The sequence below is a fragment of the Mesorhizobium sp. WSM4842 genome, assembly GCF_055901575.1.
Genome location: NZ_CM148372.1, coordinates 2302171 through 2327048, shown reverse-complemented (window position 1 = coordinate 2327048; position 24878 = coordinate 2302171). Strand labels below are relative to the sequence as shown.

Genomic DNA, 24878 nt, shown 5'->3' with positions numbered 1-24878 from the left:
TGCGGTCGCCGACGCCGCCGCGCGACTGTCAGCCCTTTGAAATAAACCGCGAGCGAGGGTTCTACAGTCGCTTCAGGACGAAGTCGAACTTAGCTTTCCACTTGGTCGTCGCGTCGACGAGCGGCTCGAAGGCGACAATCAACGTGTCCTTCACCCCAAACACGGAATCCGACTCCAAGTACGGGTCTCCCGCGACGAAGATGTGTGTGCAGAGGCGATCGTAGCCGTTCGCGCCAACCAGGAAATGCACGTGCGCAGGGCGGAAAGGATGACGTTCGAGCTGTTCGAGCATTTGCCCCACTGGACCGTCGTTTGGAATGGGGTATGAAGTCGGCTTGATCCCGACAAAGCTGTATCGACCGTCAACGCCAGTTCTGAAGATGCCACGGTTGTTGAACGGCGGCTGTATGTCAGGCTGCTGAACGTCGTAGAAGCCTTCGTCGTTGTCTGACCAAACGTCGACATAGGCGTTCTCGATTGGATTGCCGTCAAGGTCGAGGACGCGGCCCTCGTAAAGACAAAGCTCACCTTTGCCATCGAGGTTGATGTTGTCACCCATCTGCCGTTCGGGCGACCCGTCGACGTGGAATGGTCCAAACACCGTGTTCTCCGTGGCACCGGTGGGACGCCGATGGTTGATCGCGTCCACAAGCATCGAAACACCGAGCACGTCCGAAAGCAGGATAAATTCCTGCCGCGTGTCGCTGCACATCTGGCCGGTACGGGTCAGAAACGCGATTGCAGTCTCCCACTCTGCCTCGGTGAGCTCGACATCGCGAATGAAACCGTGGAGGTGATTGATCAGCGACTCCATAACGGTGCGAAGACGAGCGTTCGTTCCATCGCCCATCCTCGCGAGGACGGTTTCGACAGAGTTCTGTTCATTCAGGTACTTTGACAATTCGACCTCCTCTCGGTCGGGCTCCCAATTCGGGCCGCCCTCAGACGCGATCCCTAGATCGTTTTTCCGAGCGACGCTTCGAGCTGGGCGAGTTCCTGCCCACCGGCCATCAAACTTTGCAGTTCTTCTGATGAGATATGCCCACGATCGGCCGTGCCAAGCGTCTTGCCGCGGTTGAGAACGGTAAACCGGTCTCCGACCGCCATCGCGTGCCGGACATTGTGGGTGATAAACACGACGCCGATGCCCTTCTTGCGTACCCGGTCGATTGTCGTCAGCACGTTGGCGGTCTGGCGCACGCCAAGCGCCGAGGTCGGCTCATCGAGAATGAGTACCTTGGCGCCGAAATAGACGGCACGCGCGATCGCGACGGTCTGTCGCTCGCCTCCCGAAAGTGTGCCAACCGCCTGACCCGGCTCTCGCAAATTGATACCCATTTGCTTCATCTGCTCGAGTGTGATGGCATCGGCCTTCTTGAAATCCAGCCAGCGTAAGGGGCCGAAGCCGGCCTCTGGCTCGCGGCCGAGCCAAAAATTCCGGCTGACGCTCATCAGCGGGATCATGGCAAGGTCCTGATAGACGGTGGCGATACCGGCAGCGAGCGCCTCGCGAGGGCTTGTGAAATGAACGGTGTCGCCCGCTACCCTCATCTCGCCACCAGTCGGGGTATGGGCTCCCGACATCGTCTTGATGAACGTCGACTTACCGGCGCCGTTGTCACCGAGCAGGCAGTGACATTCACCCGGCATGACGCTGAACGACACGCCGGACAGGGCGATGATGCGGCCAAAGTGCTTCTGGATGTCGATCATTTCCAGGATTGGAGTGGTCATCACCTTTCTCCAGTGATCGAGCGGCGGATGTACGTGTTGGCTACAACTGCGCCGAGAAGGATCGTGCCAAGGAACACTCGGAAGAGTGAGCTCTCGACGTTGGTGAAGAACAGGCCCTGCTGGACCACACCGAAAATAACGGCACCGAGAGCGGCGCCCACTACCGACCCGTAGCCACCGGTCAGCAATGCACCGCCGATGACGACACAAATAATCGCCTCGAATTCCTTCATAATGCCGCGATCGGACGCAGCCGACCCGAACTCGATCGCTTGGGAGATGCCTAGGAGCGCTGCGCATATTGCGGCAACGATAAACATCAGTACCTTCACTCGAGCCACGGGGACGCCAACGTTGCGGGCAGCCTGCGGGTCACCGCCGGCAGCGTAGATCCAGTTGCCGAACTTGGTACGGGTCAGAACCCACTGCCCGACGATCACCAGGCCGATGGCCCAAAGTATCAGCATGGGAATGCCATCGACGATCGGTTGCCCTGCCCGCGTACCTCGGGTGTACGTTTCGATGATGCCTTGCTGACCCAGCCATGTGAACAGGCCTGTGAACGCCTTACCTCCGAAGAGCCAGGCGATGGGGTCGCCCGCTGCCGCATCACCGATCCCCGATACGACCGGCTGTTTGTTGAAGGTGATCGCGCTCCAGATCGTCGCGCCGCGAAGGATGAACATGAAGGCCAGCGTCACGACAAAAGACGGAAGACCCGTGCGAATGACGAGTACACCGTTGATGGTGCCAATCAAGGCACAGACTACAAAGGTCAGCAGGATCGCCACCCAGACTGGAATGCCAACGTGGATGACCAGCAATCCGAACACCATGCCGGAGAAGCCCACCATGGACCCGAGCGACAGATCGAACTCGCCTGCGATCATCAGCAGCGACACGCCCACGGCCAGCACGATGAACTGCGCCGAAACGGTGCTCCAGTTAATGACACCATCCAGGGCGAACATCTGGGTGCCGCCGGCGAGAATGAGGAAGAAAGCGAACACGGCTGCCGTGCCGCCAATTGCTCCAAGCTCCGGGCGAACGAGCGCTCGACGCAGGAGTGAGTTCCGCTTGAGGCGCTCGTCGGTGCTAGTTGTGGACGTCATCTGATCTTGCCCGCAAAAGGGATCTGTAAGAAAGGAAGGGCGGAAGCGCAGGTCGCTTCCGCCCCCCGGGAGGCGAGGCGCTTACCGGTACTTGCCGGCCAGCGACTCGACGAGAGTAAGGTTGTCCTTCGTGACGAACCCCGGTCCCGAAAGCACCGAATTGGCCTGCAGCACGCCATAGCGGAGATCATTGGTCAGCGTGATGACCGGCAGGTAGCCCTGCAGGAAAGGCTGCTGGTCGATGGCGAAGTTGATGACGCCATCTTTGATCGCCTGCGAAATGTCGGGATTGAGATCGAAGGTCGCAAAGTAGATGTCGCCCGCCATCCCATTGTCCTTCAGCGCTTTGATCGTCGGAATCGCAGTCATGGGGCCGAGGGTCAAAACGGCGCCCGTATCCTGATGGCTCGAAAGGTAAGCCTTCACTCGGTTGGCGATTTCCGCCGCGTCAGTGCCGGAATCGATCATCTGCTCGCCCAGAGGCACGCCAAGACCTTCCGCGAAGCCTTCACAGCGCTGCTGCCCCGCCACATTGGGGAACAAGCTGTTCACACAGAGGAACGACTTCATGCCTTCGGCTTTTGCTCGTTCACCGGCGCCCTTGCCGGCTTCATATTCAGGCTGACCGACATGGAGCAAAGCACCGAGTTTTTTGGATTCCTCGGCCGTGCCCGTGTTCATCGTCACGACAGGGATACCTTGGGCAACCGCGTCCGCGATTGCACCGCCCACTGTTTCGAGATCGGGGATCGTAACAATGATCCCGTCGGGCTTCTCGGCGGTCGTCTGCTGGATGATGCGCACCATGTCCGCCAAGTCGCCGGACGGCGGATTGCGGAACGTGACGGTTGCACCGACTTCCTCTGCTGCCAAGCTGGCGCCGTTCTTGACGGTGTTCCAGAACGTCTCGCTGTCAGGGGAATGGTGGATAAGGACGTATTTCTCGTCGGCAGCGCTTGCTGACTGTACAACGCCCATTGCGGCTGTTGCGGCGAGACTCGCCAACAGCATCGCCTTAAACGATAGGTTTTTCATCTGCTCCTCCACGTTGGTGACTGTCGCTCTACTGGCGCAATTGGGTTCTCCGCCTTGCGCCACGGTCCCCCTCAACCGCCAGCGTGGGATTTATGCAGCTATCTTGTCGTGGGATGAACGGGGGCCGGCACAAAACACTATTGCAGATCACGCAATAATTGGCGGCAGAACGCCGTCCGCATCACGACCAAGGCAAAGTCGGCGTGATTTTGGGGCATGCACCCGACGTCGCCTTTCACCTTGAGACCTAGCCAAGCTCGCGGCGCGACAAAGCAGATGCGACCATGATCTTCGCATCTAAAAACCCAAGCCCCGGAGATGGGAGCGGAGCACTCGCTTGACGCGCACGGCCATCCCTCGAAGGCTTCCTCAAGCATTGTCCAAAAATTCGGACAGTTAGTTCCAAAGGCGAGACTACTAGGTGGCAGCCGCAGTGCGCTATTCCGTATCGACTCTCCTGTTGAGGTAGCGCCATGACATCGAATCCCACTTGGGTCCTAAAGCAATTTCCTACCGGAATGCCCGGCCTTGACGACTTCATGTTGGAAGATCGCCCCATGCCGTTCCCTCAGCCCGGCGAGTTGCTGGTGAAAACGCTTTGGCTGTCGGTCGATCCCTACATGCGCGCCAGGCTTAGCCCGGCCAAAAACTATGCTGCGGGATTGAAGATCGGAGACATGATGCAAGGGTGGCGTCGGTGAAGTCATCGCTTCTGAATCGCCGCTCTTCAAAGCCGGAGATCTTATCCAAGCGGATGATTTTGGTTGGCAACCTTACACGACCGTTTTAGCCAAAACAGCGCTTCTCCTAGATCAGGCCGCAGCTCCTGTGCAAACATCGCTTGGTTGCTTAGGCATGCCGGGATTGACCGCATATTTTTCATTGCTGGAGGTCGGCCGACCGAAGGAAGGCGAAACGGTTTTGATCTCGGCCGCGTCGGGGGAGGTCGGCCAGATAGCGGGCCAGATAGCGCGAATAAAAGGCCTTGATGCGGTCGCCGTGGCGGGAACCGATGCGAAAATCGAGTGGTGCAAGAGCATCGGCTACCGGACCGGCATTAATCACAAAACAACAGAAAATTTAGCGGAGGCGATGGCTGCCGCATGCCCTAACGGTGTTGATGTGTTCTTGGACAACACGGCCGGGCCAATTCACGATGCGGCTCTGTTGAACATCAACCTGTTCGGCAGGATCGTGATTGTTGGCACAGTGGCTCTGGCAGATCGTTTCGACCGACCTGACATAGGCCCGAGATACCTGCGGCGCATCCTGATCTCACGCGTTCGGATCGAGGGCTTTCTCGTTGATGACTTTGAATCCAGCTATGCGTCTGCAAGGGCGCAACTCACGCAGTGGTACCAACAAGGTTTGCTGGAGGCGCGAGAGGATGTGTCGCACGGCATTGAAACGACACCTCACGCTTTCATACGCATGCTGAAGGGTGAGAACTTCGGAAAGCAATTGGTGAGGCTCTAAGTACTCGATATGGGCGCTCGCCCGGTCGCGAAATGTGAAAAATCACAGGCATCGACATATTCGCGGAATGCTGCCTGTGCCTTTGACTGATTTTTGCGGTCAGGAAAAATCAGTGTCATATCATAAGGGTTGAGTTCCCAGCCCGGAAGAAGCTCGATCAGTCTACCGGCCGCAATGGCCGGATGGCACACATAGGCGGGCAGCAACGCGACGCCGTTACCTGCTAGGCTGGAATGAAGCAGGAACCCTAATGAATCGCTTTTGGCTGCCGCGGGTAGGCGAAAAACAACCTGTGTAGGGCCGGCGGCAAACGTCCAGTCGGGCAGGGCATCATGCAGCAGGCAACGATGTTGAAGAAGATCGCTCGGCTCTTTTATGGGTGCGCCGGCGGCGAGGTATTCCGGAGAGGCAACAAGAACGCGTTTAATGGTGGAAATCTTGCGCACGATGAAATTTTGATTGGAGACGGGGCCAACACGAAAGGCGAAGTCCACACGTTCTCGTATGAGGTCGAGATGCTGATTTGTCGCAATCAGCTCAATAGCGACTCCCGGAAATTTCTTGGTGAATCCGCCAAGGAAGCCCGGCATAAAATAGGTGGCGGTGACTTCCGGGCAGGTGATTTTGAGGGTTCCTGTAGGCTGTTCCTTGAGGTTGGCCATCGCCATGTTCGCCGCCGCGATCTCGGCGCGAATGCGACGACAGTATTCAAGGTACACTTGGCCATTGCTGGTCAAGCTGACGCGCCGGGTCGACCGATTGAACAATCGCAATCCGAGCCGTTTTTCTAACTGAGTGACGCGGTGGCTGATTGTGGATTTTGGCATGCCGAGCCGCGCGCCCGCTTGCGTGAAGTTGCCCGCGTCAGCGATTTCGATCACCAAAAGCATGTCGTTCACGCTGTCCACTTAGCTTCCTCCCGTCCTTCTGCAGGCTCGCTGACGTTTAGCGCTACTGCCAACATTCAGGCTCATCGTGCGAGTTCGAAGCTCTGATAGATAGTCAGTGCAGACATCGGCGTGCACATTTCTCTACCGAGCAGCAGCCAATTTGGAGTCCCGCCAGCGCCCGACCCACCGCATCGACCGCAGCCGCCTATCCGGCCTGCGTCCGACATGTGACAGGCTGATCATTCGGCCCGCTCCCTTCCGGCCAGCACTGAAACTCCGTGTTAACGTCGTTCGCGGGTGAGAGGATGCGGCCGCAGCTCGAAAGTGTAGCGTACAGCTCGCTGCCAGACAGGGAGGCGAAAATGAAATTGCTTGGGATTGCGCTCTTGTGCACGGGCATGATCAGCGTAGCAATGCCGGCCGTTCGCGCTGAGGATCAGCTTGTTCCGCCTAACCATGTAGAAGCGCCGGAGCCGGCAGTTCATTGCGAAGGCCAAAACTGCCTTCCACCAGCCGATAACCCTGTCGAGGAATGCAAGGGGCAGGATTGCACGCCGGCTCCGGCGGTCGACCCAGGTCCGCAGATTGAACAGGTCGACTGAAGCATCAGCCGAACACCCCAACTACGAAGGTGATCGCAGATTCGTGGAGAAGGTTGGATTTCAGGTCCTCTCCCTCTACCATCTAATTTTTCCACAATGTTCTCTGCTTGGACTTGGTCGCCCCGAAACCCCGCAGAACAGCAGGCCCTTCGGCCGAAAGCTGTGGAGTGGCTGTGGTGGTCAGAGCGACTCATTTGTTCTCTGTTGGCCCATACTCTCCAAAGCGCTGAGGAGTGCGCCAACATAATGATTTGCTTCGGCCAGCAGACGAACTAGGCCATCACGCAGTTCCCCGGAACAGATCCTCTCGAAGCGTGTTGCGCCAGCTCCAAGCTGAATTGGAGCACAACCATGAAGCCCGAAGACGCTACCTACCCTCCTCTTGATGTCGCCAAGCCTGTCGCCCCTGGGATCTGGATCGTCGACAGCGGACCGCTGAGCGTGATGGGCATTCCAGTCCCGGTGCGCATGACGGTTATCCAGCTCGGGAATGGCGGTCTCCTGCTGCATTCACCAACACGGTTCGCTTTTGAGCTGAGAAAGCAGCTCGAGCAGATTGGTCCGATAGTGCATCTGGTTGCGCCAAACAGTGCACACTGGACCTTCCTCAAGGAGTGGCAGAACCATGTGCAGGGAGCGTCGACTTGGGCCGTTCCGGGCTTGCGCCATCGGGCACAGGTCCGCCGGGCTGGCGTCAGGATCGATCACGATCTGGCCACAGCGGCGCCGGAAGCCTGGTCGAAAGATCTCGATCAGGTTCTCGTTCCAGGAGCCGGTGGGTTCACCGAAGTCGCGTTCTATCATAAGAACAGCCGAACCATGGTGCTTACGGATCTAGTTCTGAATCTCGAGCCGGAAAAGCTGCCGTTCATCATCAGGCCGGCGGCGCGCCTCTTAGGCGTCACGGCACCTGTGGGGAAGGCCCCCATTTACCTGCGGATGATCATCAAACGGAAGCATGAGCAGGCGAAGGCGGCCGCGGAGCGCCTCGTGGCTTTGCAGCCAAAGCGCGTGATCTTCAGCCATGGCCGGTGGTTCCACAAGGATGGGACGACATTACTTCGCCAGTCGCTGGCCTGGCCTCTCTGAGGGCGGCCGCAGAGAAGATTGTCAGCAGGAAGTAGCCATCAACTCCCGTTGCCGTTCCCATTCGACGGGCAAACCCCTGACGAGCGCCTGGAGCTGAACCCCCATGGACTGCCGTCCGTCGAGTATGGCTTCGACCAGGTCGGGCGCGAGCAGCGTCAACTGGAGCACATGGGATACGAAGGAGCGGTCAAGCCTTTCGGCCGCGGCAAGTTCGATCACTGTGGCGAACTCGCCTGTTTCCAGCATGTGTTTCCACCGGAACGCCCGCGCCAGCGCCCGGATCAGAGTGTTGTCTATGCGTGGCCGTGCTGGGGTCCATTGCTGTCCGCCGGCGGGCGAGATGATCTTGCGGCCACCACGCTTGCGCAGGGTCAGCGGCAGATGGACGGTGAGCGATCTACTGTCAAGCCTATGGCCGCTGGGTGGAGTCCGTGAAGAAGCTGAAGGATACCCCTGCCCTGCTCAGGACGCCAGCCGGCTACGTGCAGCCCTCGCCCTGGCTTGCCATCTCCAACAAGAATGTCGAGCTGATGCACAAGTTCATGAGCGAGCTCGGCCTCTCGCCCGTGTCACGCAGTCGGGTCGCAACGACGCACAGCATGGGACCCAGGCCATGGGAGTTCACCGGCCAGGAAGACGACGAACTCTTTTCGTGAAACCCTGCGTCGCTAAGCACTGCTGCATCGAGCCGTCCATGCCAACGGCTAGCCAAGCAAAATGGTCGTCGCTTCAACAGGCGCCATAATCAAGTATAGTCCCAAAGCGATCGCAGACGGAGGAGGAACGGAGCAAATGTCCGTCGACGCCGGACCGAGAAAAGTGGACGCCGAATATGCGATTGAGTACCTCCAGGAGCATCCGGAAGCCGGGCTTTGCTGCGAGGATCGGCGCTGGTGGATTACGCCAAATGCAAACGAGACCGATCAGCAGGTCCTGCTTCTTGATGTGGTTGAGGCTGAGCGGCTCAAAGATGATCCTCGCCTTCGACTCGTGTCCGGAATCGCTCATGCGGGCCGGTCGCTCTGGGTTGTTCGGAGAATGACATAACTACCTGCCATTCGAACGTTGAAGGAACCGGGTCGGGCTTAGCTTTGCCAGGGGAGCATATTATGCCGGTACCATTCGCGGACCGAAAGGATGCGATTCGCGCGGAGTTAATCAGGCGCGCGACCAGAGGCCTAATGATCACATACGCGGAATTGAGTCGTGCAGTCGGCATTCCGGACATGGGATATTGGAAGCCAGTCCTGGATGAGATCAGCCGGGAGGAGACTTCCAAGGGGCTACCGGACATCACCTTTCTTGTTGTGTCGCGAGAGCGCGGACTGCCGAGCCAAATAGGCTTTAAGCCGGCGAAACCAGGCTCCCCCAGCCAGGAAAGACGCGCGGTAGAGGCAATTCGGGAGGCCTTCGAATACTATCGCCCTCCGAGAGCATAACCTCGGAAAGCTGCAGCATCGAAGCGGCTCCCGCTATCTGCATTATCTTGTCGTGATCCAGCGAACTCGAACGGGCGGCGCCTCGCCGCCTACTGCCAGCTACGGTGGAAGCGGCCTCGGCAAAGGCGACCATTCGCAGGGCCGCGGCCATAGCCTGCGCTACGGTCCCGTGTTCCTGTCGAGCGCAAATGCGACCCTCTCGCGCAGCAACTCGGCCATGTCACCATTTAGATGCAGCCGTACCCGGCCGCCACGGGCATCCGTGAGCATCAGCGCCACGCCGTCATCGGTTTCGTAAACTGAACATCCGCGACCACGAATTCGTGTGTGTTCCTGTTCTGATCTGAACTCATTCTTCGCTCTCCTCTGCTGAAGAACGATGTAGAGCATTAAGCCTGGTGAGCCATGAGCGCTCCCAGGCTCAGGCAGGCCTAACAAACGAAGAGCGCCAGCCGAAGTCCTCCGGCCGGCGCTTAGGCGGCCAAACTGCTTGCCGGTCGGAGCCCAATGACGCGACCAATTTGCGCATGTAGTCGCGCTGGCTGGAAATTTTTTGGTCGAATTTCCGACTATTTGAATTGATCCCTCTGTCCTTCGATATGGATTAACGCTGTAGCCCGACCTTTTCGGCTGCCTCCGCTATCAAGCAAAATCGGGAGAGCATCCGCGCGCTTTCGTGCTTCGGACCTTGCGGCCGAAATGACGCTGTAAGCTCAACTCGCGTGTTGCCGTCCACGTTGAAGGGTAATCTCAGATCCGACGAAATCAGCTGCTTCTCCAGCCCCCACGGCCTCTCAATCTCGGCCCGAGCGACAAAAGCATGCCGGTCCAACCAGCTATCCAAGACGCATTCGCCGGGGTTGGTGAAGGTATAGCGTCCAGTACTTCCTACCCGCCGCAGCTCGATACCCAGTTCAGCAGCCAGCAAGCAGCCTAACATGCGGCGCAGCGTCGATCCAGCCGCGTTCCCCGAGTAGTGTGTACGAAGTCGTGAGCGAAGGCATTGGCTACTCGGCTTGGCCCCGTTAAGTGGCGGTGCCTTGGGGGAGATGCCGACGTAGAGAAGCTTCTTTCCATGTGCCTCATGACACCGGGCCGGGTCGATGAAGGGTATGGGGGCATCGAAATACCAGCCATAGACGCCAGGACGTCGCGGCACGGAGGATGGGCGAGACAAGACTTCTGCTCGATTGAACAACCGAGCCGGGGTCAATAGAAACGACGCCTGCATTTTCAATGGCCCTCATAAACGCCTCAGCGCCATCCAATCGGCATCTACTTGTGATCTACCTCGCGCCTTCATGCCCAAGGAGCCTGTGTGCGCGACGCCCGTCACTACGCTGCTACCGATCCGAAACCGCAAGGCTACCATGGCCGCAACGTTCGATGCTGAGTTCAGACTAGTCGCGTTTCTGACAGCGTTAAATGTCCGAAGACCCAGACAGACCACCAGCTTCGGCCTAAGAATCTCGACCTGCGGCAGCAGAAATTCTGTGGCGCAAAAGAGAAGATCCTTTGTCGGGATAGGAGAATTCATCTCTCCAAGCTTCACGTAAGGGAACAGGTTCGTCCCGTAGACCTGGTCGAAGCGTACTCCGAAGTGATGGAGCAGCAAACCGAAGAGATTGATGTTGGTCGGGAGGCTGGGATCGTGCCCAAGCTTAGTCAGGTACGGCCGAAATGGTCCGGCCAGGTATTCGTCGGATGCCCAGTCTTGCGCTACAACCATCAAATCAGCGTCCAGCGCCGATGCAGATTTCGTCCAAGGTGAAACAAAGTCGCATTCGTACGCGCCTTCGTGATAATCCGAGATTGCTCGATGTCCCGGCAGCCGTTGTGTTTGCCGTTTGCGAGCCAAGGCACGTAAACTCGGTGCCTTCGATGAATCTTGGACACAGCGAATCGCCGGCGTGGTTATCGGCACATTTCGCTGCCTCGGCTGTCGAAGCTGCACAGAGACTTCAAACGGGCGCTTCCAACGGCCGAACTTTTCAGCAGATGGAAGAACGTCATCGCGCCACCAGAAGCCTCGTTTCGTATCCAGCCAGATTGGCTCGCCCGACGCTCGTAACTGGTCGATTGCTGACCGGATCGGCTTATCCTCTGCTCTGGAAAGCACTCGCAGCTGATCAACCGTTACCGGTCCCCGCTTCTTGATCAATTCAAGAACCTGCTCGCGCAAACTCATCTAGCCCTCCCGTAATCTGATCACTTCTGTAGCCGCATCGAGTGGCCGTTTTCGGACAGGATGTTCACCGACTTGGTGATCAGCAGCTCGATCCGTTTTTCCAACCCAGCCGGTCGGCGACGATCAGCCGGCGACAAGCTGCGATCACCATCTCGTCGCCGTTATCTTTGGCGGCCTCGAGCACGTTCCAGACGATCTGCATCCTGGGCGTGGTGGCGAATAGGTGCCTGTTCATGCAGGGCTCGTCCTCTCTGGTTGGTGACACCACTCATGCTCGGACGGCGAACAACATCAACGGCTGAGTGGATCATTTCATTGCTTTCAGAAGCCGGCGGCCGACCGCCCATGCGAGGTATGGTGGAAGTCTGCCATTTGGTAGCCTTGGGGAAATGCTGCTTTCGACCCAATCCGGCCGTCCGCGATCGAGCAGGGTACGACGGAAGTTGACCGCTAACGCGACATTGATTCCACTGAACATCACCGGTCATGTAACCGCAACCTTGTCCGCGACAAAAAGGTAGCGATTGAGGCTGAAGAAGAACTTCCCCTGCTTGCCAAGTTCAGAAAACTCAGCAAGCCAAGCGTTTGCTTCCTCCTGGGACACGCCTCTGCGCCCGACTACAAAGGACGCCATGATAGCAAGCATGCGTCTGGCGTAGGTATTGTCGTGGTACTCGGGATTGAACATCGGAATCACATCGCGTTGTCGAATCGTGAACCCGGCGTCGCGGAGCTGCCCCGACAAGGTCCGGGGTAGCCCGCCGTGTACAAAATGTTCGTCCCAAGCCGAAAGCACCCGCTCCATGCGCGGCTGATCGCCCGTGTAAATTACCAACGAATCGTAGTCCGTATCCAGAGCAACCACGCGACCGCCCGGGCGCGTTACTCGGTAAAGCTCCGCGAGCGCTGCCGGAATATCGGCAACATATTCGTAGACCTGAGTTGATACGGCAGCATCGAAATCATCGTCCGGATAGGGCAGTTTGGTTGCCTCCGCCCGCAGGAATTCGGCCCAAGGCCGATTGGCGCAACGTTTTCTGGACATGGCCAGCATGTCGTCGCTGATGTCGATACCGCACACACGGCCGTCGGGCCCGACGGAAGCTGCCATGTCATAAGCCAGGAGTCCGGGGCCAGAACCGATGTCGAGAATCCGTTCGCCCTCCCTCAGCTGCAGTGCCTTCAGCACTTGGCACCGCTGTTCGACCACGTCGGGAGTCAAATAGAGCGCTTCGACCTTTCGGCTGGTCTCTTCGTCAAATTCCAGCCCGCCGCTCATTTTTGATGTGCCCTCTCTCCACTGGGCGCTAGCCGCCGCGAAAAGCATGTGGCTTCAGATTATCACGTCCGCTTTCCGACGATGAGTCTCTTTGAGAGCATTGCAGTCCCATGGCAGCGGGAGCAACTCGCCGTAAAAAGCGGCTCGAGCAATGCCAGCTATGCGGGAACAATCCGGTAATTGGAGAATGATGGCTGCTTTTCCGCTTTCCGTCGACGGCTTCCCTCCTCCCAGCCGTCGGTGAAACCCAGCCCGCCGGTTCTCCTCTCCCGGCGAGCTTTTGTTGCGCCGCAACAGAAATCCCATGCATATCAATTGGTTGTCTTGCTATCCGGTGGCGAGTGAGCAAACTGCAAACGGTGGTTTGCAGTTTGAACACCCCGGAAACAGCAGCATGACGAGCGCGGTCGCCTACTATCGAGTCTCCACACAGCGGCAAGGACGCTCGGGCTTGGGCATCGAGGCCCAGCGTGCCGCGGTTGCCCGCTTTGCCGAGGCCGAGGGAATGATCATCCTCCAGGAGTTCACCGAGATCGAAACCGGAAAGGGCGCTGATGCTCTTGATCGACGTCCGCAACTGACCGCTGCCCTCGCCCTTGCCCGGCAGGTCAAATGCCCAGTCGTTGTGGCGAAGCTTGACCGCCTGTCGCGCGATGTCGCCTTCATTGCCGGACTGATGGTCCAGCGTGTTCCTTTCATCGTGGCCGAACTCGGTGCTGATGCCGATCCGTTCATGTTGCACCTCTATGCCGCTTTGGCAGAGAAGGAGCGGCGATTGATCTCGGAGCGCACCAAAGCCGCCCTCGCCTCTCGCAAGACCACTGGAATGAAGCTCGGTAATCCGACCAATACAGCGGAAGCTGCAGCGAAAGGTCGGAAGATCTCGATCCGGGAAGCTGAGAGATTTGCCCAAACCGTGCTGCCGATCATCGCCTCCATTCAGCAGTCCGGCATCACCAGCCTGCGTGGCCTGGCCGTTGCCTTGAACAGCCGCGGCGTTCGCACAGCGCGCAATGGCCAATGGCAGGTGTCGAACGTGCGCAACGTTCTCGCGCGGCAATCCCCCTACTCTTTTATAAGCGGGAAATAGCCACCGGCGCGGCCGGAACAAACGGGATCGACGCCGGTTAACTACTATCGAAGGGACCGCAACCGCAAAGGACGCGGGAAAATGTTTGAAATTTATCGCCTCGAAGTGGCCAAGGCCAGACAGGGTGTAAAACGAGCCGAGAACTCTCTGAAGCGCGCGAATGAGTTGCTGGACGAGGACGGTGGCGTCGCCCTTAATCTCGCGTTGTGCGGCCGGATAAGGGCCGAGCAAAGGCGCGTGATCGATGCCAGAGAGCGACTGATGAAGATCGATCCGAACAGCACGGACAACGTGGGCTGAGCTTTCGGCCCGTTGGGAAGGCATGACTACGGACTTGCCGGAGCAGGAAGGCCGGCCCCAACGAAGCCCTCCGCGAGGGCACGGCCGATTCCCCCCCGCCGCTGCTGAAACAACAGCCAGCGCTCGATCTTCGTCTTCCGACGATGATAAGGACATGCAATCAGCCGCACCCGGCCCGCGCGCCCGCCGGACCGCGGAAGGTCCGCGGCCCGGCCTGTCGCTCAGTGTTTGAATTGGGCGACATTATCCTTGGTAAGGCGCATCACGCCAGTCTCGACTTTTTCCGGCAAGGGGTTGACGCCAGCCGCTTTGTAGTCCGGCACGACCTTCATGCCATCGGTATTCAGCCAATGAAGGAGATGCACGGCGAGAAAAGCTTCGACATAGGATTTTTGAACCACGGCGCCGACGATCGTTCCGTCCTCTATGTAGGGAAGCATGTCGTCGTTCCGGTCCATCGCGACGATCTTGACCTGGCCTTGGCGACCGGTCTCATGCACCGCGATGGCAGCACCTTTGCCGCTGTCGCCGTCGGTGCCGCCGATACCGACCACGTCAGGATGAGCGAGGAGTGACTGGCTGTAGGCCGTGGGGGCATAAGACGGGTCCGCTTTGTCGTTGACCACGTCGACTACTTCGATTTCGGACGCGGATTCCTTGAAGTAGGCCTTGTAGCCTTCGACCCGCTCCAGAACCGAAGGCGCGGGGAACGAACCGAGGATCACCTTGCCTTTGCCGCCGATCGCCTCGGCAAGCATCTTGCCCCCAACCTTGCCGGCTTCGAGGTTCGAGATGCCGAGATACACGGCGCGCTTGGTGCCCGGCGCGTCGCCGATGATCATGGCGACCGGAATTCCTGCATCGACGGCGCGGTCGATGCCGGCCGCAAGCGAGGCGGCGTCGCCAGGAAAGATCAGGAGGCCGGCCGGCTTCCGCGCGATCAGCTCATCGAGTTGCCGCGCCTGGGCGACGGTGTCGAAGTCGAGCGGGCCGGTGAAGCTCGTCTTGATGTTCAGCGATCTAGCGGCGTCTTCGAGAGCTTTGCGGTGGTCGACCCAGAACGGCACCTGCGTGACGATGGAGAGAAACACGTATTCCATGCCCTCGCTCTGGGCGAGCGCTTCATCGCTGAATTGGGGTACGAGGCCGAGCCCCGTCCCGGCGAGGCCAATGCCGCCGAGCTTCATCAGGCTGCGGCGGTCGAGATCGAGTGTCGTCATCACTTTCCTCCCTTCTTCGATTGGAGCCCAATGGGCCCTTGGCTTACCCGTCGCCGCGGCGCACCAGCATGTCGAGCGCAACGGCCAGGACAAGAACGGCGCCGGTGACGATCATCTGCCAGTAGATCGACACGGCGAGCATGGTCATGGCGTTGTTGATCAAGGCGACGAAGATGACGCCGAGAAACGCGCCCAGGACGGTGCCCTCCCCGCCGCGCAGACTTGCGCCGCCGATCACGGCGGCTGCGAGCACCTGCAATTCGAGCGCGTTGCCGGCTGTAGGCGTACCGCTCATCAGCCGCGAGGCGAGGAGGACGCCGGCAAGCGCGGCGAGCAGTCCGCTCAGCATGTAGGCGAGTGTGCGGACGCGATTGACGGCCAAACCCGAGAGACGCGCCGCCTTCTCGTTCGAACCGATGTAGTAGAGTTGCCGGAAGAAGCTTCCATGCCGCATGGCGAGGTCAAAGACGACCACCAGTGCGAGCGCGACCCAAAGAAGAAACGGCAGGCCGAGAATCTCGGCGCGGCCGGCCCACCCGAAGGCCGGCGGTAGATTGCTGAGCGAGAATCCTTCGGTCAGCACCAAGGCGATCCCGCGGGCGATCGACATCGAGCCGAGAGTGGCGACCAGGGGATTGACACCGATCCTGGTGACGACGATGCCGTTGGCAAGGCCGATGATGACGCCAAGAGCAAGCGCACCAAGAATCGCCAGCGGGATGGAGGCGCCGCTTAACAGAAGAAGCGCCGTCACGGTACTCGCTAGCGCCAGCACGGAGCCGACCGAGAGATCGAATCCACCAGAGACCAGGAGCACCGTCATGCCCACAGCGATGATCACGGTCGGCGCCATGCCGATGGCTATCGCACGGAAGTTCGCCAGCGACAGGAAGACCGGCGAAGCCAGCGACATTCCGACGATGATCGCAACGATAAGAACCAGTAGCGTCAACTCGCGCGTCTCGACGAAGCGCCGAAGGACACGGCTGCCGAAACGCGAAGGCCACCGACCGACCTCGTCGACGCTCATGCCGCCTCCCCTTCGCGCTTGTGACCGATGCCGGAGGCAAGAGCCATTACACTCTCTTCCGTTGCCAAACGTGTCGGGAGATCGCCGACGATCTGTCCCTCTCGCATGACGACGATCCGATCGGAGATGGTGAAGAGCTCCGGGAGGTCAGAGGAGATCAAGAGAATCGCCTTACCGGCGGCAGCGAGGCGGCGGATTTCCTTGTGGATCTCCCTTTTCGCTTCGACGTCGACGCCCTTGGTCGGCTCGTCAATCACGACGATCGCCGGGTCGCTCGCAAGCCACTTCGACAGCATCAGTTTCTGCTGGTTGCCGCCGCTGAGTTTTCCAGCCGCCGCCGCAAGGCTCGGCACTCGTATCCGGAAGCGTTCGACCGCCCTACCCGCCGCCGCCGTCGCCGCCGCCCTCTCAATCCAACCGAGCCGCGCAAAGCGGCGAAGCGCAGTCACGACGAAATTATCGGTGACCGACATCGACAGGAACAGGCCTTCCGCTTTGCGATCGTCCGGCACATAGGCGATGCCGCGGGCCATCGCGTCGCGGAGACCACGCAGGCGCGTCGGACGGCCCTTGATCTCGATCGCAGTTCCTCCAGACGGCTGCCGCAGGCCGACGAGGCTGCGTGCAAGCTCGCTGCGGCGCGATCCCATCAGGCCCGCGAGACCGACGACCTCACCGAAACGTATTTCAAGCTCCAGATGTCGAGATTTGCCCTTGGCTCCGTTGCCACGGACTGCAAGCGCCACCGGACCCGGCACGAGCGCCGTCTCGGCTGCGAAGATTTCGAGGTTCCGGCCGACCAGGGCGCGGACGACGTCGTCGATGGAAGTCTCCGGCACCGCGCGCGTGGTCATCCTTCGGCCATCGCGCAGCACGGTGACGCGGTCGGCGATCCGGAAGACCTCGGCCATGTGATGGCTCACATAGACGATGCCGATGCCCCGGGTCTTAAGCCGAGTGATGATGTCAAACAGCGCTGCGACCTCATCGGAGGTGAGCGCCGAGGTGGGCTCGTCGAGGAGAAGGATGCGAGCGTCGAGCGACAGCGCCTTGGCAATCTCGACGAGCTGGCGCGTGCCCGCGGGCAAGCGGTCAACCGGGCGACCGACATCGATTTCGATGCCGAAGGGGGAGAGGATCTGCTGGGTCCGCCGCCGGAGCTCGCTCCAGCGTATGACCCCGCAGGCCGTCGGAGCCCGGCCGACAAAGACGTTCTCGGCGACCGTCAAGGCCCCGGCGAGGCTAAGCTCCTGGAAGACCGTGCTGATGCCGAGCGCCTGCGCTCTGGATGGGTCGTCAATGGTGACCGCCCTCCCGTCGATGTTGATCGTACCCTTGTCGGGCGCGACCACACCGGAGAGGATGGCGAGGAGTGTCGATTTCCCGGCACCATTTTCGCCGACAAGCGCATGCACCTCGCCCTGCCTCAGATCGAAATCGACGTCGCCAAGGGCCCGCGTCGTGCCGTACCACTTCGTGATGCCGCTGAGCTCGAGGAGCGGTGCCGCCATCAGCTCGCCTCCGGAATTCCTTTATCCGCGGCGGCAATGTCCTCAATTCCGTTGGAATAGGTCTCGCGCGTCCGTCCGATATGGATATCCAGAACCGCTATCGTTGCGTCTGCGTCGCCACGCCGGATGGTGTCGAGCATCTGTCGATGCTCCTGGAACGACAGCTTCGTGTGAAGCGGCTTGCCGGCAAGGTGGGTCCGGAGCGCTGCGATCTTGCCGACATAGCGCTCATAGCTGTCGCGGAGATAGCTATTGCCGCAGTGCTCGAAGAAGGCCGCGTGATAGCGGGTGTCCAGGGACAGATAGAGCCGCTGGTCACCCTGACGCTGCGCGGTTGCCATGCCGCGCACGATGTCTTCAAGCTCCGCCGCGAAGCCATCCGGGCCGCGCGCGATGGCGAGCCTCAGCGCCGCCGTTTCTACCGCACTCCGGAATTCACAGATCTGATGAACCTCGCGAGCGCTCAGCGTGAAGACGAAGGCGCCGCGCTGCGGATAGATCAGCACCAGGCCCTCGGCGCGGAGCTGGGCGAGCGCCTCTCTGACGGGAGTCTTCGACACGCCGAGATCGTCGGCGAGCTGACGTTCAGAGAGAGGCTGACCCAACGCGAGGTCACCGTGGACGATCGACTGGCGGAGCTGGTGGAGCACGGTTTCCGCAAGCGATTTGGGTCGCTTGATCCTGGCGACGGGAAGCCGGCCGCTGATTTTGGTATTGCCTGCCATCTGCAAGGTGATATACCAGACACCAGAAAGTTCGGCAACAAGAAGCGGCTTCGCTGACGGCCCGTTACGAAGCCAAGGTACGTGCTCCGGGGAGGAGACATGGACAGAGCCGAGCTCGCGCTCGACTGCCGTAACCTGCACGGCGAGGGAATTCTGTGGAACCACCATGACCGCCGGGTCTGGTGGACGGACATCCACGGGAAGCGTCTGTGGTGGCTCGAACCCTCATCAGGTGCTTCGGGTTCAATCGCCATGGCGGACCGCGTCTGCTGCTTCGCGCCCCGCGAGAAAGGCGGTTTCATTCTCGCCCTCGCAAAGGAGGTGGCGTTCTTCGACCCCGGCACCGGCGAACTCGCGACGATCCATCGCTTCGAGCCCGACAAACTGGGGACGCGCCTCAATGACGGCCGCACGGATCGCCAGGGCCGATTCATCGCTGGCGGAATGAACGAGGGTTCCGGACCGGAAAAGTCGACCGTGTTGCGGATCGATCCCGACGAATCGGTAACGACGATCATTGCCGGCGTTGGCTGCGCCAACTCGACCTGTTTCTCGCCCGACGGGCGCCGCATGTATTTCGCCGACACCTCCGTCGGAACCATCTGGGTCTATGACTACGATCCGGGCACCGGGGTTCCAGGCAACCGACAAGTCCTCAACGATTTCAAGGGAGAGCCGGGCATTCCGGACGGCTCGTGCGTCGACGCTGAAGGCGCCGTGTGGAATGCCGAATGGGAAGGCCGGCGAGTCGTCCGCATCCTGCCCGACGGGAGCATCGACCGGGTGGTCGAGGTGCCGGTGTTAAAGCCGACCTGCTGCGCTTTCGGCGGGCCTGAGCTCGAGACTCTCTACATCACCACATCGCGACTGGAGGCGACGCGGGAGCAGATCGCCGCCGAGCCGACGGCCGGCTCTCTCTTCGCTTTCAAACCCGGCGTGCGCGGCGTCGTGGACGCGCCGTTCGCCGGATAGAACCCGTCAAGCGTCCAAGGGAGGAAAGACATGAGCTTCAGCTTTCGATCGTTGATCGCGATAGCAGCGACAAGCGCGGTCGTAGTACTCACGGCGACCGGTATTGCCCTCGCCATCGACTACGCCGCACCGCAACCGCTTCAACCCGGCGCACAGGCGCCGATCACCAAGGGCGCCGGCAAGGACAAGATCCGCATCGCCTACATGCCGCCGGCGACCGAGTTCAACTACTACATCGCCATCGGCGAGGGCCTCAAAACCGCAGCGGCCGAGAAGGGCAATGTTGAGACCTTCATGCTCGCCCCGCAAAGCGGCGCCGACATCAACGGCCAGATGGGCATGATCCAGGACGTGATCACCCAGGGCGTCGACGCCATCGTCCTGTCGACCCATGACGAGGCGGCCGCCGCTCCGCTCGTCAAGCAGGCCGTCGACAAAGGCATCTCCGTCGTCATCGTCAACTCCGACATCGCCAACTTTCCGACCCCGGTCCATGCCGTGGTCGGCTATTCGCAACGCAAAGGCACGCATAAGATCGGCGAATACCTCCTTGAGAGGCTCGGCGATAAATCGGTGAAAGCCGCGGTCATCGAAGGCCAGCCCGGCTACCATTCGACAGAGCGCGTCGGCGGCTTCCTCGACGCCGTCAAGGGCAAGCCGAATGTGGATATTGTTGCGAGCATTCCCGGCGGCTGGAATGTTGAGGGTGGCAACACCGCCGGCATGGACCTGCTCCAGGGTCATCCGGACGTCGACGTCATCTTTGCCGCGAACGACTACATGATCATGGGTGCCCAACTCGCCGCTAAGTCGCTCGGTCGAAACGACTTGATGCTGCTTGGCAATGATGGCGACACCGCCGCTCTCGAGGAGATCAGCAAAGGCACGGTCACCGCGACTGTCAACACGACACCATTCGTCATGGGCCAGATTGCGTTGCAGGTCGCGATCGACGTGCTCGACGGCAATTTCGCAGGAGGCTTTGTCGAAACACCGACAACGATTGTCGACAAGGCCAATGTGCTGCCGGTTCTGCAGGCGCCCGACAAGCTCTATCCGAAGCCGTCGATACAGTATTGAGACGAACTCATGTTCCTTAAGCAGCACCTCCCTCGCTCGGCCGGATCACCCGGTCGGGCGAAGCAAGGATCGCGTGGAGAGCTATGGAAGAGAGCGTTCCCGTCTGGGAGCTGAGGAACGTGACCAAGCGTTTCCCCGGCGTTGTGGCCAACGATTCCGTGTCGCTCAGCCTCGTTGCCGGGCGGATTCACGGCCTGCTCGGCGAGAATGGCTGCGGCAAGTCCACGCTTGTCAAGGTGCTATGCGGGGTGCATCAGCCCGATTCGGGCGAGATCCTGTGTGCGGGCCAGCCGGTCGTGCTTTCCGACCCGATCGCCGCGCGGCGCGCAGGGATCGCCACGGTCTTTCAGGAGTTCTCGCTCGTCCAAACGCTATCGGTCGCGGAGAACATCTATCTCGGCCGGCTTCCGGGAAACCGATGGCGGATAGACTGGCCGGCAATGCGCGAGGGAGCCCGGCGCGTGCTTGGCCGCATCCACGTCGCGATCGACCCGGACGCGATCGTGGGCGAACTCTCAACCGCCGGCCAGCAACTCGTGGAGATCGCCAAGGCGATCGCGGCCAACGCCTCGATGATCATTCTCGACGAGCCGACCACCGCCCTCGGCCCCGACGAGATCGCCGAGCTTCATCGCCTTCTCCTGCGCCTCAGGGACGATGGCAGGATCATCCTCTACATCTCGCATCGCCTGGACGAGGTCGTTGAACTCGTCGACGAAGCAACGATCCTCAAGGATGGGCGCGTGGTATCGAACGCAGCGGAAACGCCGGTCGAGATCAGCGCCATTGTCCTTAAGATGGTCGGCCGCGTCGACGAACACTTTCCCAAGGCGGCGAATGCCACGGGTGACGCCCTCCTCGACGTGCGCTCCATCCACACGAGCAACCGCGTCGCCGGCGCTAGCTTTACGGTTGGCCGCGGCGAGGTCTTCGGCCTTGGCGGCGTGCTCGGCTCCGGCCGCACCGAAATCGCCCGCGCCCTGTTCGGGGTCGATGTGCTTCGGCAAGGCGAAATCCGGCTTCGCGGCAAATCGCTCAAGCTTCTGTCCTCGCGCGACGCGATCGCCGCCGGGATCGCGCTTGTGCCGGAGAATCGAAAATCCGACGGGCTCTTCTTCAATTTCAGCGGGCTCGAGAACATCTCGATCGCCGGGCTCGGCCGGATCACGCGCGGAGCCATGCTCGACCACGCCCGCGAACGACGGCTTGCCCACGGCCTGATCCGGAGCCTCAGAATCACGCCGACTGCCGGGACGGCGCTGGTCGGCGAGCTTTCCGGTGGCAACCAGCAGAAGATCGTGATTGCCCGGTGGCTGTTCGCGGAGGCCGAGCTTTTCGTTCTCGACGAGCCGACCCAAGGTATCGATGTCGGGGCCAAGATCGCCGTGTACCAGCTCATCAACGAGCTTACAGCCGCCGGCAAGGGCGTCATCCTGATCAGCTCCGACTATGACGAGCTGCTCGCGATGAGCGACCGGATCGGCATTGTAAGCCGCGGAAGGATCGTCGCAATCCGCGATGCCAGGAGCCTCGACAAGGCCGACCTGGTCAAGGCCTCCGCCGACCAGGAGGAGCTCGCCGCATGAAACGGTTGGTGAGCAACCAGATCGTCGGTCCGCTTGCTGCCCTTCTCCTGGTGGCTGTCGTCGTCGCGCTCACCACCAACCGCTTTCTCGATGTCGGCAATCTGTCCAACCTCATTCTGCAGGTGAGCATCGTTGCGATCGTTGCGATCGGCTCGACCATCGTGATCTTCACCGGCGGCATCGACCTTTCCCCCGGTTCGGCCATCGCATTGATGACTATGGTTTTCGCCATGGCGATCAAATTCGGGGACGTGCCGCTGCCGTTGGCGATTCTGCTCGTCCTTCTGATCGGCGTGCTCCTTGGCGCCGTGAACGGCGTCCTCACCGCCTACCTTCGTATCCCGTCGTTCATCACCACGCTCGCGGCGCTCTCGGCGTTCCGCGGCATCGCCTTCATGTTCAACAACGGCTCGCCGGTATTCTCCGTGCACCCGAAGCTCGAGCCGATCTTCTACGGCTCTCTTCTCGGGGTGCCGCTGCCGCTCTTCTACGTCGTCGGCCTTTACGCACTCGCCTTCTTCGTCATGCGCTACACCGCCTTCGGCCGCACGATCTACGCGGTCGGCGGCAACCCGCAGGCCGCGGCGCTCTCCGGGCTCAATGTCGCCCGCACGCGCTTCCTTGCCTTCGTCATTGCCGGTGCGATGGCGGCGGTCGGAGCCGTGCTCATGGCCGCACGGCTCAATTCCGGCTCGCCTAATTATGGCGTTGGGATGGAGCTCTCGGCGATCGCCGCCGCAGTGATCGGCGGCGCAAGTCTCGCCGGCGGTCGCGGCCAGATCGTGAGCACCGTGATCGGCGCGCTTACCATCGTCATCGTCCAGAACGCGCTCAACCTCAACGCCGTGCCGGCGTCGGCCCAGAACGTCATCATCGGCGCCATCATCGTGACCGCGGTCGGCGTCGACATGTGGCGCGGCGAGATCGGTCGCGCATTCGCCTTCATCGTCGGCCCGCTCACCTTGCCAGGACAAAAAGGAAAGGTTGACCAATGACCGCCATAACCTTTTCCCACATCGGCATCACCGTGCCCGACCTCGAAAGAGCAGTCGAGTTCTACTCGATGGCCTTCGACTGTTATGTGATCATGGGGCCGACCAAGGTCAGCCAGGACGACAGCGCTATCGGCCAGATGTGCGACGACGTCTTCGGAGCCGGCTGGGGAAGTTTCCGGATCGCTCACCTCTCGACCGGCGACGGCATCGGCATCGAGCTCTTCGAGTTCCCCAAAACTCGCCCTGAGAAGCGGCCCTTCGAATACTGGCGTCCGGGCATCTTCCACATCTGCCTGCAGGACCAGCATCTCGAAGAGCGCGTCAAGCGCATCGAGGCCCTCGGCGGCCGCCAGCGGATGAGCCAGGTCCGCTACTACTATCCGGGCGAAAAGCCTTACCGCATGGTCTATTGCGAGGATCCCTTCGGCAATATCATCGAGCTCTACAGTCACTCCTATGAGCTCACTTATTCGGCCGGCGCCTACGTCTGAAGCGCAGGAGAGACGCGGCATGGCGGAACACCCCAAGGTCGTCATCACCGACTACGACTACGGCAATCTGGATATCGAACGGGCCGTGCTGGAGGCAGTCGGGGCGCGCGTCGTAGGGCTCCAGGCCAAGTCGGAGGAGGAACTGGCTGCCGAGGCGATCGACTGCGACGCGATGATGAACCAGTATGCCCGCATCGGCGCGAAGACCATCGAACGCATGCAGCGCTGCCGGGTGATCGCCCGCTACGGCATCGGTGTCGACATCGTCGATGTCGACGCGGCGACCGCCAAGGGCATTCTTGTCACCAATGTCCGCGACTATTGCACCGACGAGGTCGCCGACCATGCGATCGGGCTGTGGCTCGCGCTCGCCCGCAAGCTTTTCCAATACAACGCCGCGACCCATGAAGGGATCTGGCGTTGGCAGACCGGGCAACCGATCCATCGGTTGAAGGGACGCACGATGGGCATTGTCTCCTTCGGCAAGATCGGCCAGGCGATTGCCGAGCGCGCCAAAGGCTTCGGCGTCGATATCCTTGTATACGATCCTTACATCGAGAAGGGCGTCGCCGAGGCGAAAGGCGCGCGCCGTGTCGGCAAGGCAGAGATCCTCCAAAACTCCGACTATCTGATGATGCAGGTGCCGATAACCCCCGAGACCCGGCATTTCCTCGGTGAAGCGGAATTCCAGCAGGTGAAGAAGGGGGCAATTATAGTGAATACCGGCCGCGGTCCAACCATCGACAACCGCGCGCTTTATCGGGCGCTGACCGAAGGCCGCATCGCCGGCGCCGGCCTGGATGATCCTGAAGAGGAGCCGGCCAAGCTCGCCAAGTGGAACCCAAGCGGCAATCCGCTGTTCTCGCTTGCCAACGTCATCGTGACGCCCCACACGGCGTACTATTCCGAAGAGTCGATCCGGGTTGCCCGCGAAACCGCCGCGTCTGAAGTCGCGCGCGTGCTGACCGGCGGCATGCCGCTCAACCCGGTTAACGCAGTAGAGCTGACGCGAACGCCGGCTCGAAGATAAGGGA

At 60.6% G+C, this 24878-nt stretch carries 27 protein-coding genes; 13 read left to right on the top strand and 14 right to left on the bottom strand.

Translation table 11 applies throughout. The annotated features are described in order from the left end of the window. Positions 1 to 61 precede the first annotated feature (61 nt). The 4 genes from AC0NIE_RS11215 to AC0NIE_RS11200 form a co-directional block, all read right to left on the bottom strand. The gene (locus AC0NIE_RS11215) at positions 62 to 850 is read right to left on the bottom strand and encodes an intradiol ring-cleavage dioxygenase (protein ID WP_473486883.1); all 789 of its coding nucleotides are present in this window, start codon (positions 848 to 850) and stop codon (positions 62 to 64) included. A 104-nt stretch (positions 851 to 954) separates the two neighbouring features. Then, positions 955 to 1734, bottom strand: coding sequence for an ATP-binding cassette domain-containing protein (locus AC0NIE_RS11210; protein WP_091600581.1), 780 nt, complete (start codon positions 1732 to 1734; stop codon positions 955 to 957). Beyond that, on the bottom strand, positions 1734 to 2846 hold the full coding sequence (locus tag AC0NIE_RS11205) for an ABC transporter permease (RefSeq protein WP_287303623.1): 1113 nt from the start codon (positions 2844 to 2846) through the stop codon (positions 1734 to 1736). The genes AC0NIE_RS11210 and AC0NIE_RS11205 overlap by 1 nt, the downstream gene beginning before the upstream one ends. An 81-nt stretch (positions 2847 to 2927) precedes the next feature. Continuing rightward, positions 2928 to 3944 (bottom strand): sugar ABC transporter substrate-binding protein, encoded by a 1017-nt coding sequence (locus AC0NIE_RS11200; RefSeq protein WP_473486868.1) that lies wholly within the window; start codon positions 3942 to 3944, stop codon positions 2928 to 2930. Positions 3945 to 4354: 410 nt separating this feature from the next. Between AC0NIE_RS11200 and AC0NIE_RS11195 the strand changes: the two genes are divergently transcribed. Together AC0NIE_RS11195 and AC0NIE_RS11190 are read left to right on the top strand one after the other, a co-directional pair. Beyond that, positions 4355 to 4582: a hypothetical protein gene (locus tag AC0NIE_RS11195; RefSeq protein WP_473486869.1), complete on the top strand. Its 228-nt coding sequence runs from the start codon at positions 4355 to 4357 to the stop codon at positions 4580 to 4582. A gap of 154 nt (positions 4583 to 4736) precedes the next feature. Then, positions 4737 to 5357, top strand: coding sequence for a zinc-binding dehydrogenase (locus tag AC0NIE_RS11190; protein WP_473486870.1), 621 nt, complete (start codon positions 4737 to 4739; stop codon positions 5355 to 5357). Here AC0NIE_RS11190 and AC0NIE_RS11185 read toward each other — a convergent pair. Beyond that, on the bottom strand, positions 5354 to 6265 hold the full coding sequence (locus AC0NIE_RS11185) for a LysR family transcriptional regulator (RefSeq protein WP_473486871.1): 912 nt from the start codon (positions 6263 to 6265) through the stop codon (positions 5354 to 5356). The genes AC0NIE_RS11190 and AC0NIE_RS11185 overlap by 4 nt on opposite strands. A 935-nt stretch (positions 6266 to 7200) precedes the next feature. Between AC0NIE_RS11185 and AC0NIE_RS11180 the strand changes: the two genes are divergently transcribed. Then, positions 7201 to 7938, top strand: a complete 738-nt coding sequence (locus tag AC0NIE_RS11180) for a DUF4336 domain-containing protein (protein WP_473489832.1) — start codon at positions 7201 to 7203, stop codon at positions 7936 to 7938. Positions 7939 to 7959: 21 nt separating this feature from the next. Here the strand turns inward: AC0NIE_RS11180 and AC0NIE_RS11175 are convergent, their stop codons facing one another. Then, complete coding sequence (locus AC0NIE_RS11175) at positions 7960 to 8184, bottom strand: hypothetical protein (RefSeq protein ID WP_245318963.1); 225 nt, start codon at positions 8182 to 8184, stop codon at positions 7960 to 7962. 185 nt (positions 8185 to 8369) lie between these two features. Here AC0NIE_RS11175 and AC0NIE_RS11170 point away from each other — a divergent pair, with 185 nt between their 5' ends. Further along, positions 8370 to 8594 (top strand): P27 family phage terminase small subunit, encoded by a 225-nt coding sequence (locus tag AC0NIE_RS11170; RefSeq protein WP_473489833.1) that lies wholly within the window; start codon positions 8370 to 8372, stop codon positions 8592 to 8594. 136 nt (positions 8595 to 8730) lie between these two features. After that, entirely contained in the window at positions 8731 to 8985 is a 255-nt protein-coding gene (locus AC0NIE_RS11165; protein WP_123149402.1) for a hypothetical protein, read from the top strand. Positions 8986 to 9981: 996 nt separating this feature from the next. Here AC0NIE_RS11165 and AC0NIE_RS11160 read toward each other — a convergent pair. The 4 genes from AC0NIE_RS11160 to AC0NIE_RS11145 all read right to left on the bottom strand — a co-directional run bounded on the left by AC0NIE_RS11160 (position 9982) and on the right by AC0NIE_RS11145 (position 12844). Further along, entirely contained in the window at positions 9982 to 10608 is a 627-nt protein-coding gene (locus AC0NIE_RS11160) for a GIY-YIG nuclease family protein (protein WP_473489842.1), read from the bottom strand. Between the two features lie 12 nt (positions 10609 to 10620). Beyond that, positions 10621 to 11565 (bottom strand): uracil-DNA glycosylase family protein, encoded by a 945-nt coding sequence (locus AC0NIE_RS11155; protein WP_473489834.1) that lies wholly within the window; start codon positions 11563 to 11565, stop codon positions 10621 to 10623. Between the two features lie 79 nt (positions 11566 to 11644). After that, positions 11645 to 11800 carry a hypothetical protein gene (locus tag AC0NIE_RS11150; RefSeq protein WP_473489835.1) on the bottom strand — a complete coding sequence of 52 codons (156 nt, stop codon included), beginning with the start codon at positions 11798 to 11800 and terminating at the stop codon, positions 11645 to 11647. Between the two features lie 249 nt (positions 11801 to 12049). Further along, on the bottom strand, positions 12050 to 12844 hold the full coding sequence (locus AC0NIE_RS11145) for a methyltransferase domain-containing protein (protein WP_258118459.1): 795 nt from the start codon (positions 12842 to 12844) through the stop codon (positions 12050 to 12052). Positions 12845 to 13148: 304 nt separating this feature from the next. Here AC0NIE_RS11145 and AC0NIE_RS11140 point away from each other — a divergent pair, with 304 nt between their 5' ends. Then, positions 13149 to 13934 carry a recombinase family protein gene (locus AC0NIE_RS11140; RefSeq protein ID WP_473489836.1) on the top strand — a complete coding sequence of 262 codons (786 nt, stop codon included), beginning with the start codon at positions 13149 to 13151 and terminating at the stop codon, positions 13932 to 13934. A gap of 81 nt (positions 13935 to 14015) precedes the next feature. Then, positions 14016 to 14234, top strand: coding sequence for a hypothetical protein (locus AC0NIE_RS11135; protein ID WP_123149331.1), 219 nt, complete (start codon positions 14016 to 14018; stop codon positions 14232 to 14234). A gap of 221 nt (positions 14235 to 14455) precedes the next feature. Here the strand turns inward: AC0NIE_RS11135 and AC0NIE_RS11130 are convergent, their stop codons facing one another. The 4 genes from AC0NIE_RS11130 to AC0NIE_RS11115 are packed head-to-tail and all read right to left on the bottom strand — an operon-like array spanning position 14456 to position 18720. Beyond that, a complete protein-coding gene (locus AC0NIE_RS11130; protein WP_123149330.1) occupies positions 14456 to 15454 on the bottom strand; it encodes a substrate-binding domain-containing protein in 999 nt (332 codons plus the stop codon). Between the two features lie 43 nt (positions 15455 to 15497). Continuing rightward, the gene (locus AC0NIE_RS11125) at positions 15498 to 16484 is read right to left on the bottom strand and encodes an ABC transporter permease (protein ID WP_473489837.1); all 987 of its coding nucleotides are present in this window, start codon (positions 16482 to 16484) and stop codon (positions 15498 to 15500) included. Further along, entirely contained in the window at positions 16481 to 17995 is a 1515-nt protein-coding gene (locus AC0NIE_RS11120) for a sugar ABC transporter ATP-binding protein (protein WP_473489838.1), read from the bottom strand. The genes AC0NIE_RS11125 and AC0NIE_RS11120 overlap by 4 nt, the downstream gene beginning before the upstream one ends. Next, on the bottom strand, positions 17995 to 18720 hold the full coding sequence (locus AC0NIE_RS11115; RefSeq protein ID WP_473489839.1) for a GntR family transcriptional regulator: 726 nt from the start codon (positions 18718 to 18720) through the stop codon (positions 17995 to 17997). The genes AC0NIE_RS11120 and AC0NIE_RS11115 overlap by 1 nt, the downstream gene beginning before the upstream one ends. A gap of 99 nt (positions 18721 to 18819) precedes the next feature. Between AC0NIE_RS11115 and AC0NIE_RS11110 the strand changes: the two genes are divergently transcribed. From AC0NIE_RS11110 to AC0NIE_RS11085, 6 genes are all read left to right on the top strand, one after another. Beyond that, positions 18820 to 19692 carry an SMP-30/gluconolactonase/LRE family protein gene (locus AC0NIE_RS11110; protein WP_473489840.1) on the top strand — a complete coding sequence of 291 codons (873 nt, stop codon included), beginning with the start codon at positions 18820 to 18822 and terminating at the stop codon, positions 19690 to 19692. A gap of 30 nt (positions 19693 to 19722) precedes the next feature. After that, the gene (locus tag AC0NIE_RS11105) at positions 19723 to 20772 is read left to right on the top strand and encodes a sugar ABC transporter substrate-binding protein (protein WP_123149325.1); all 1050 of its coding nucleotides are present in this window, start codon (positions 19723 to 19725) and stop codon (positions 20770 to 20772) included. Positions 20773 to 20891: 119 nt separating this feature from the next. Next, positions 20892 to 22358 (top strand): sugar ABC transporter ATP-binding protein, encoded by a 1467-nt coding sequence (locus AC0NIE_RS11100; protein ID WP_258122435.1) that lies wholly within the window; start codon positions 20892 to 20894, stop codon positions 22356 to 22358. After that, positions 22355 to 23353, top strand: coding sequence for an ABC transporter permease (locus tag AC0NIE_RS11095; RefSeq protein ID WP_123149323.1), 999 nt, complete (start codon positions 22355 to 22357; stop codon positions 23351 to 23353). The genes AC0NIE_RS11100 and AC0NIE_RS11095 overlap by 4 nt, the downstream gene beginning before the upstream one ends. After that, positions 23350 to 23844, top strand: a complete 495-nt coding sequence (locus tag AC0NIE_RS11090; RefSeq protein ID WP_123149322.1) for a lactoylglutathione lyase family protein — start codon at positions 23350 to 23352, stop codon at positions 23842 to 23844. Before AC0NIE_RS11095 ends, AC0NIE_RS11090 begins: the two co-directional genes overlap by 4 nt. A 19-nt stretch (positions 23845 to 23863) precedes the next feature. Next, positions 23864 to 24874, top strand: a complete 1011-nt coding sequence (locus AC0NIE_RS11085) for a C-terminal binding protein (protein WP_474046859.1) — start codon at positions 23864 to 23866, stop codon at positions 24872 to 24874. Positions 24875 to 24878 lie beyond the last annotated feature (4 nt).

Bases quoted from the DNA above. Each gene is read 5' to 3' on its own strand.
- AC0NIE_RS11215 (WP_473486883.1), bottom strand. From the start codon at position 850: ATGGGCGATGGAACGAACGCTCGTCTTCGCACCGTTATGGAGTCGCTG.
- AC0NIE_RS11210 (WP_091600581.1), bottom strand. From the start codon at position 1,734: ATGACCACTCCAATCCTGGAAATGATCGACATCCAGAAGCACTTTGGC.
- AC0NIE_RS11205 (WP_287303623.1), bottom strand. From the start codon at position 2,846: ATGACGTCCACAACTAGCACCGACGAGCGCCTCAAGCGGAACTCACTC.
- AC0NIE_RS11195 (WP_473486869.1), top strand. From the start codon at position 4,355: ATGACATCGAATCCCACTTGGGTCCTAAAGCAATTTCCTACCGGAATG.
- AC0NIE_RS11190 (WP_473486870.1), top strand. From the start codon at position 4,737: ATGCCGGGATTGACCGCATATTTTTCATTGCTGGAGGTCGGCCGACCG.
- AC0NIE_RS11180 (WP_473489832.1), top strand. From the start codon at position 7,201: ATGAAGCCCGAAGACGCTACCTACCCTCCTCTTGATGTCGCCAAGCCT.
- AC0NIE_RS11175 (WP_245318963.1), bottom strand. From the start codon at position 8,184: ATGCTGGAAACAGGCGAGTTCGCCACAGTGATCGAACTTGCCGCGGCC.
- AC0NIE_RS11165 (WP_123149402.1), top strand. From the start codon at position 8,731: ATGTCCGTCGACGCCGGACCGAGAAAAGTGGACGCCGAATATGCGATT.
- AC0NIE_RS11160 (WP_473489842.1), bottom strand. From the start codon at position 10,608: ATGCAGGCGTCGTTTCTATTGACCCCGGCTCGGTTGTTCAATCGAGCA.
- AC0NIE_RS11155 (WP_473489834.1), bottom strand. From the start codon at position 11,565: ATGAGTTTGCGCGAGCAGGTTCTTGAATTGATCAAGAAGCGGGGACCG.
- AC0NIE_RS11150 (WP_473489835.1), bottom strand. From the start codon at position 11,800: ATGAACAGGCACCTATTCGCCACCACGCCCAGGATGCAGATCGTCTGG.
- AC0NIE_RS11145 (WP_258118459.1), bottom strand. From the start codon at position 12,844: ATGAGCGGCGGGCTGGAATTTGACGAAGAGACCAGCCGAAAGGTCGAA.
- AC0NIE_RS11140 (WP_473489836.1), top strand. From the start codon at position 13,149: ATGCATATCAATTGGTTGTCTTGCTATCCGGTGGCGAGTGAGCAAACT.
- AC0NIE_RS11135 (WP_123149331.1), top strand. From the start codon at position 14,016: ATGTTTGAAATTTATCGCCTCGAAGTGGCCAAGGCCAGACAGGGTGTA.
- AC0NIE_RS11130 (WP_123149330.1), bottom strand. From the start codon at position 15,454: ATGACGACACTCGATCTCGACCGCCGCAGCCTGATGAAGCTCGGCGGC.
- AC0NIE_RS11125 (WP_473489837.1), bottom strand. From the start codon at position 16,484: ATGAGCGTCGACGAGGTCGGTCGGTGGCCTTCGCGTTTCGGCAGCCGT.
- AC0NIE_RS11120 (WP_473489838.1), bottom strand. From the start codon at position 17,995: ATGGCGGCACCGCTCCTCGAGCTCAGCGGCATCACGAAGTGGTACGGC.
- AC0NIE_RS11115 (WP_473489839.1), bottom strand. From the start codon at position 18,720: ATGGCAGGCAATACCAAAATCAGCGGCCGGCTTCCCGTCGCCAGGATC.
- AC0NIE_RS11110 (WP_473489840.1), top strand. From the start codon at position 18,820: ATGGACAGAGCCGAGCTCGCGCTCGACTGCCGTAACCTGCACGGCGAG.
- AC0NIE_RS11105 (WP_123149325.1), top strand. From the start codon at position 19,723: ATGAGCTTCAGCTTTCGATCGTTGATCGCGATAGCAGCGACAAGCGCG.
- AC0NIE_RS11095 (WP_123149323.1), top strand. From the start codon at position 22,355: ATGAAACGGTTGGTGAGCAACCAGATCGTCGGTCCGCTTGCTGCCCTT.
- AC0NIE_RS11090 (WP_123149322.1), top strand. From the start codon at position 23,350: ATGACCGCCATAACCTTTTCCCACATCGGCATCACCGTGCCCGACCTC.
- AC0NIE_RS11085 (WP_474046859.1), top strand. From the start codon at position 23,864: ATGGCGGAACACCCCAAGGTCGTCATCACCGACTACGACTACGGCAAT.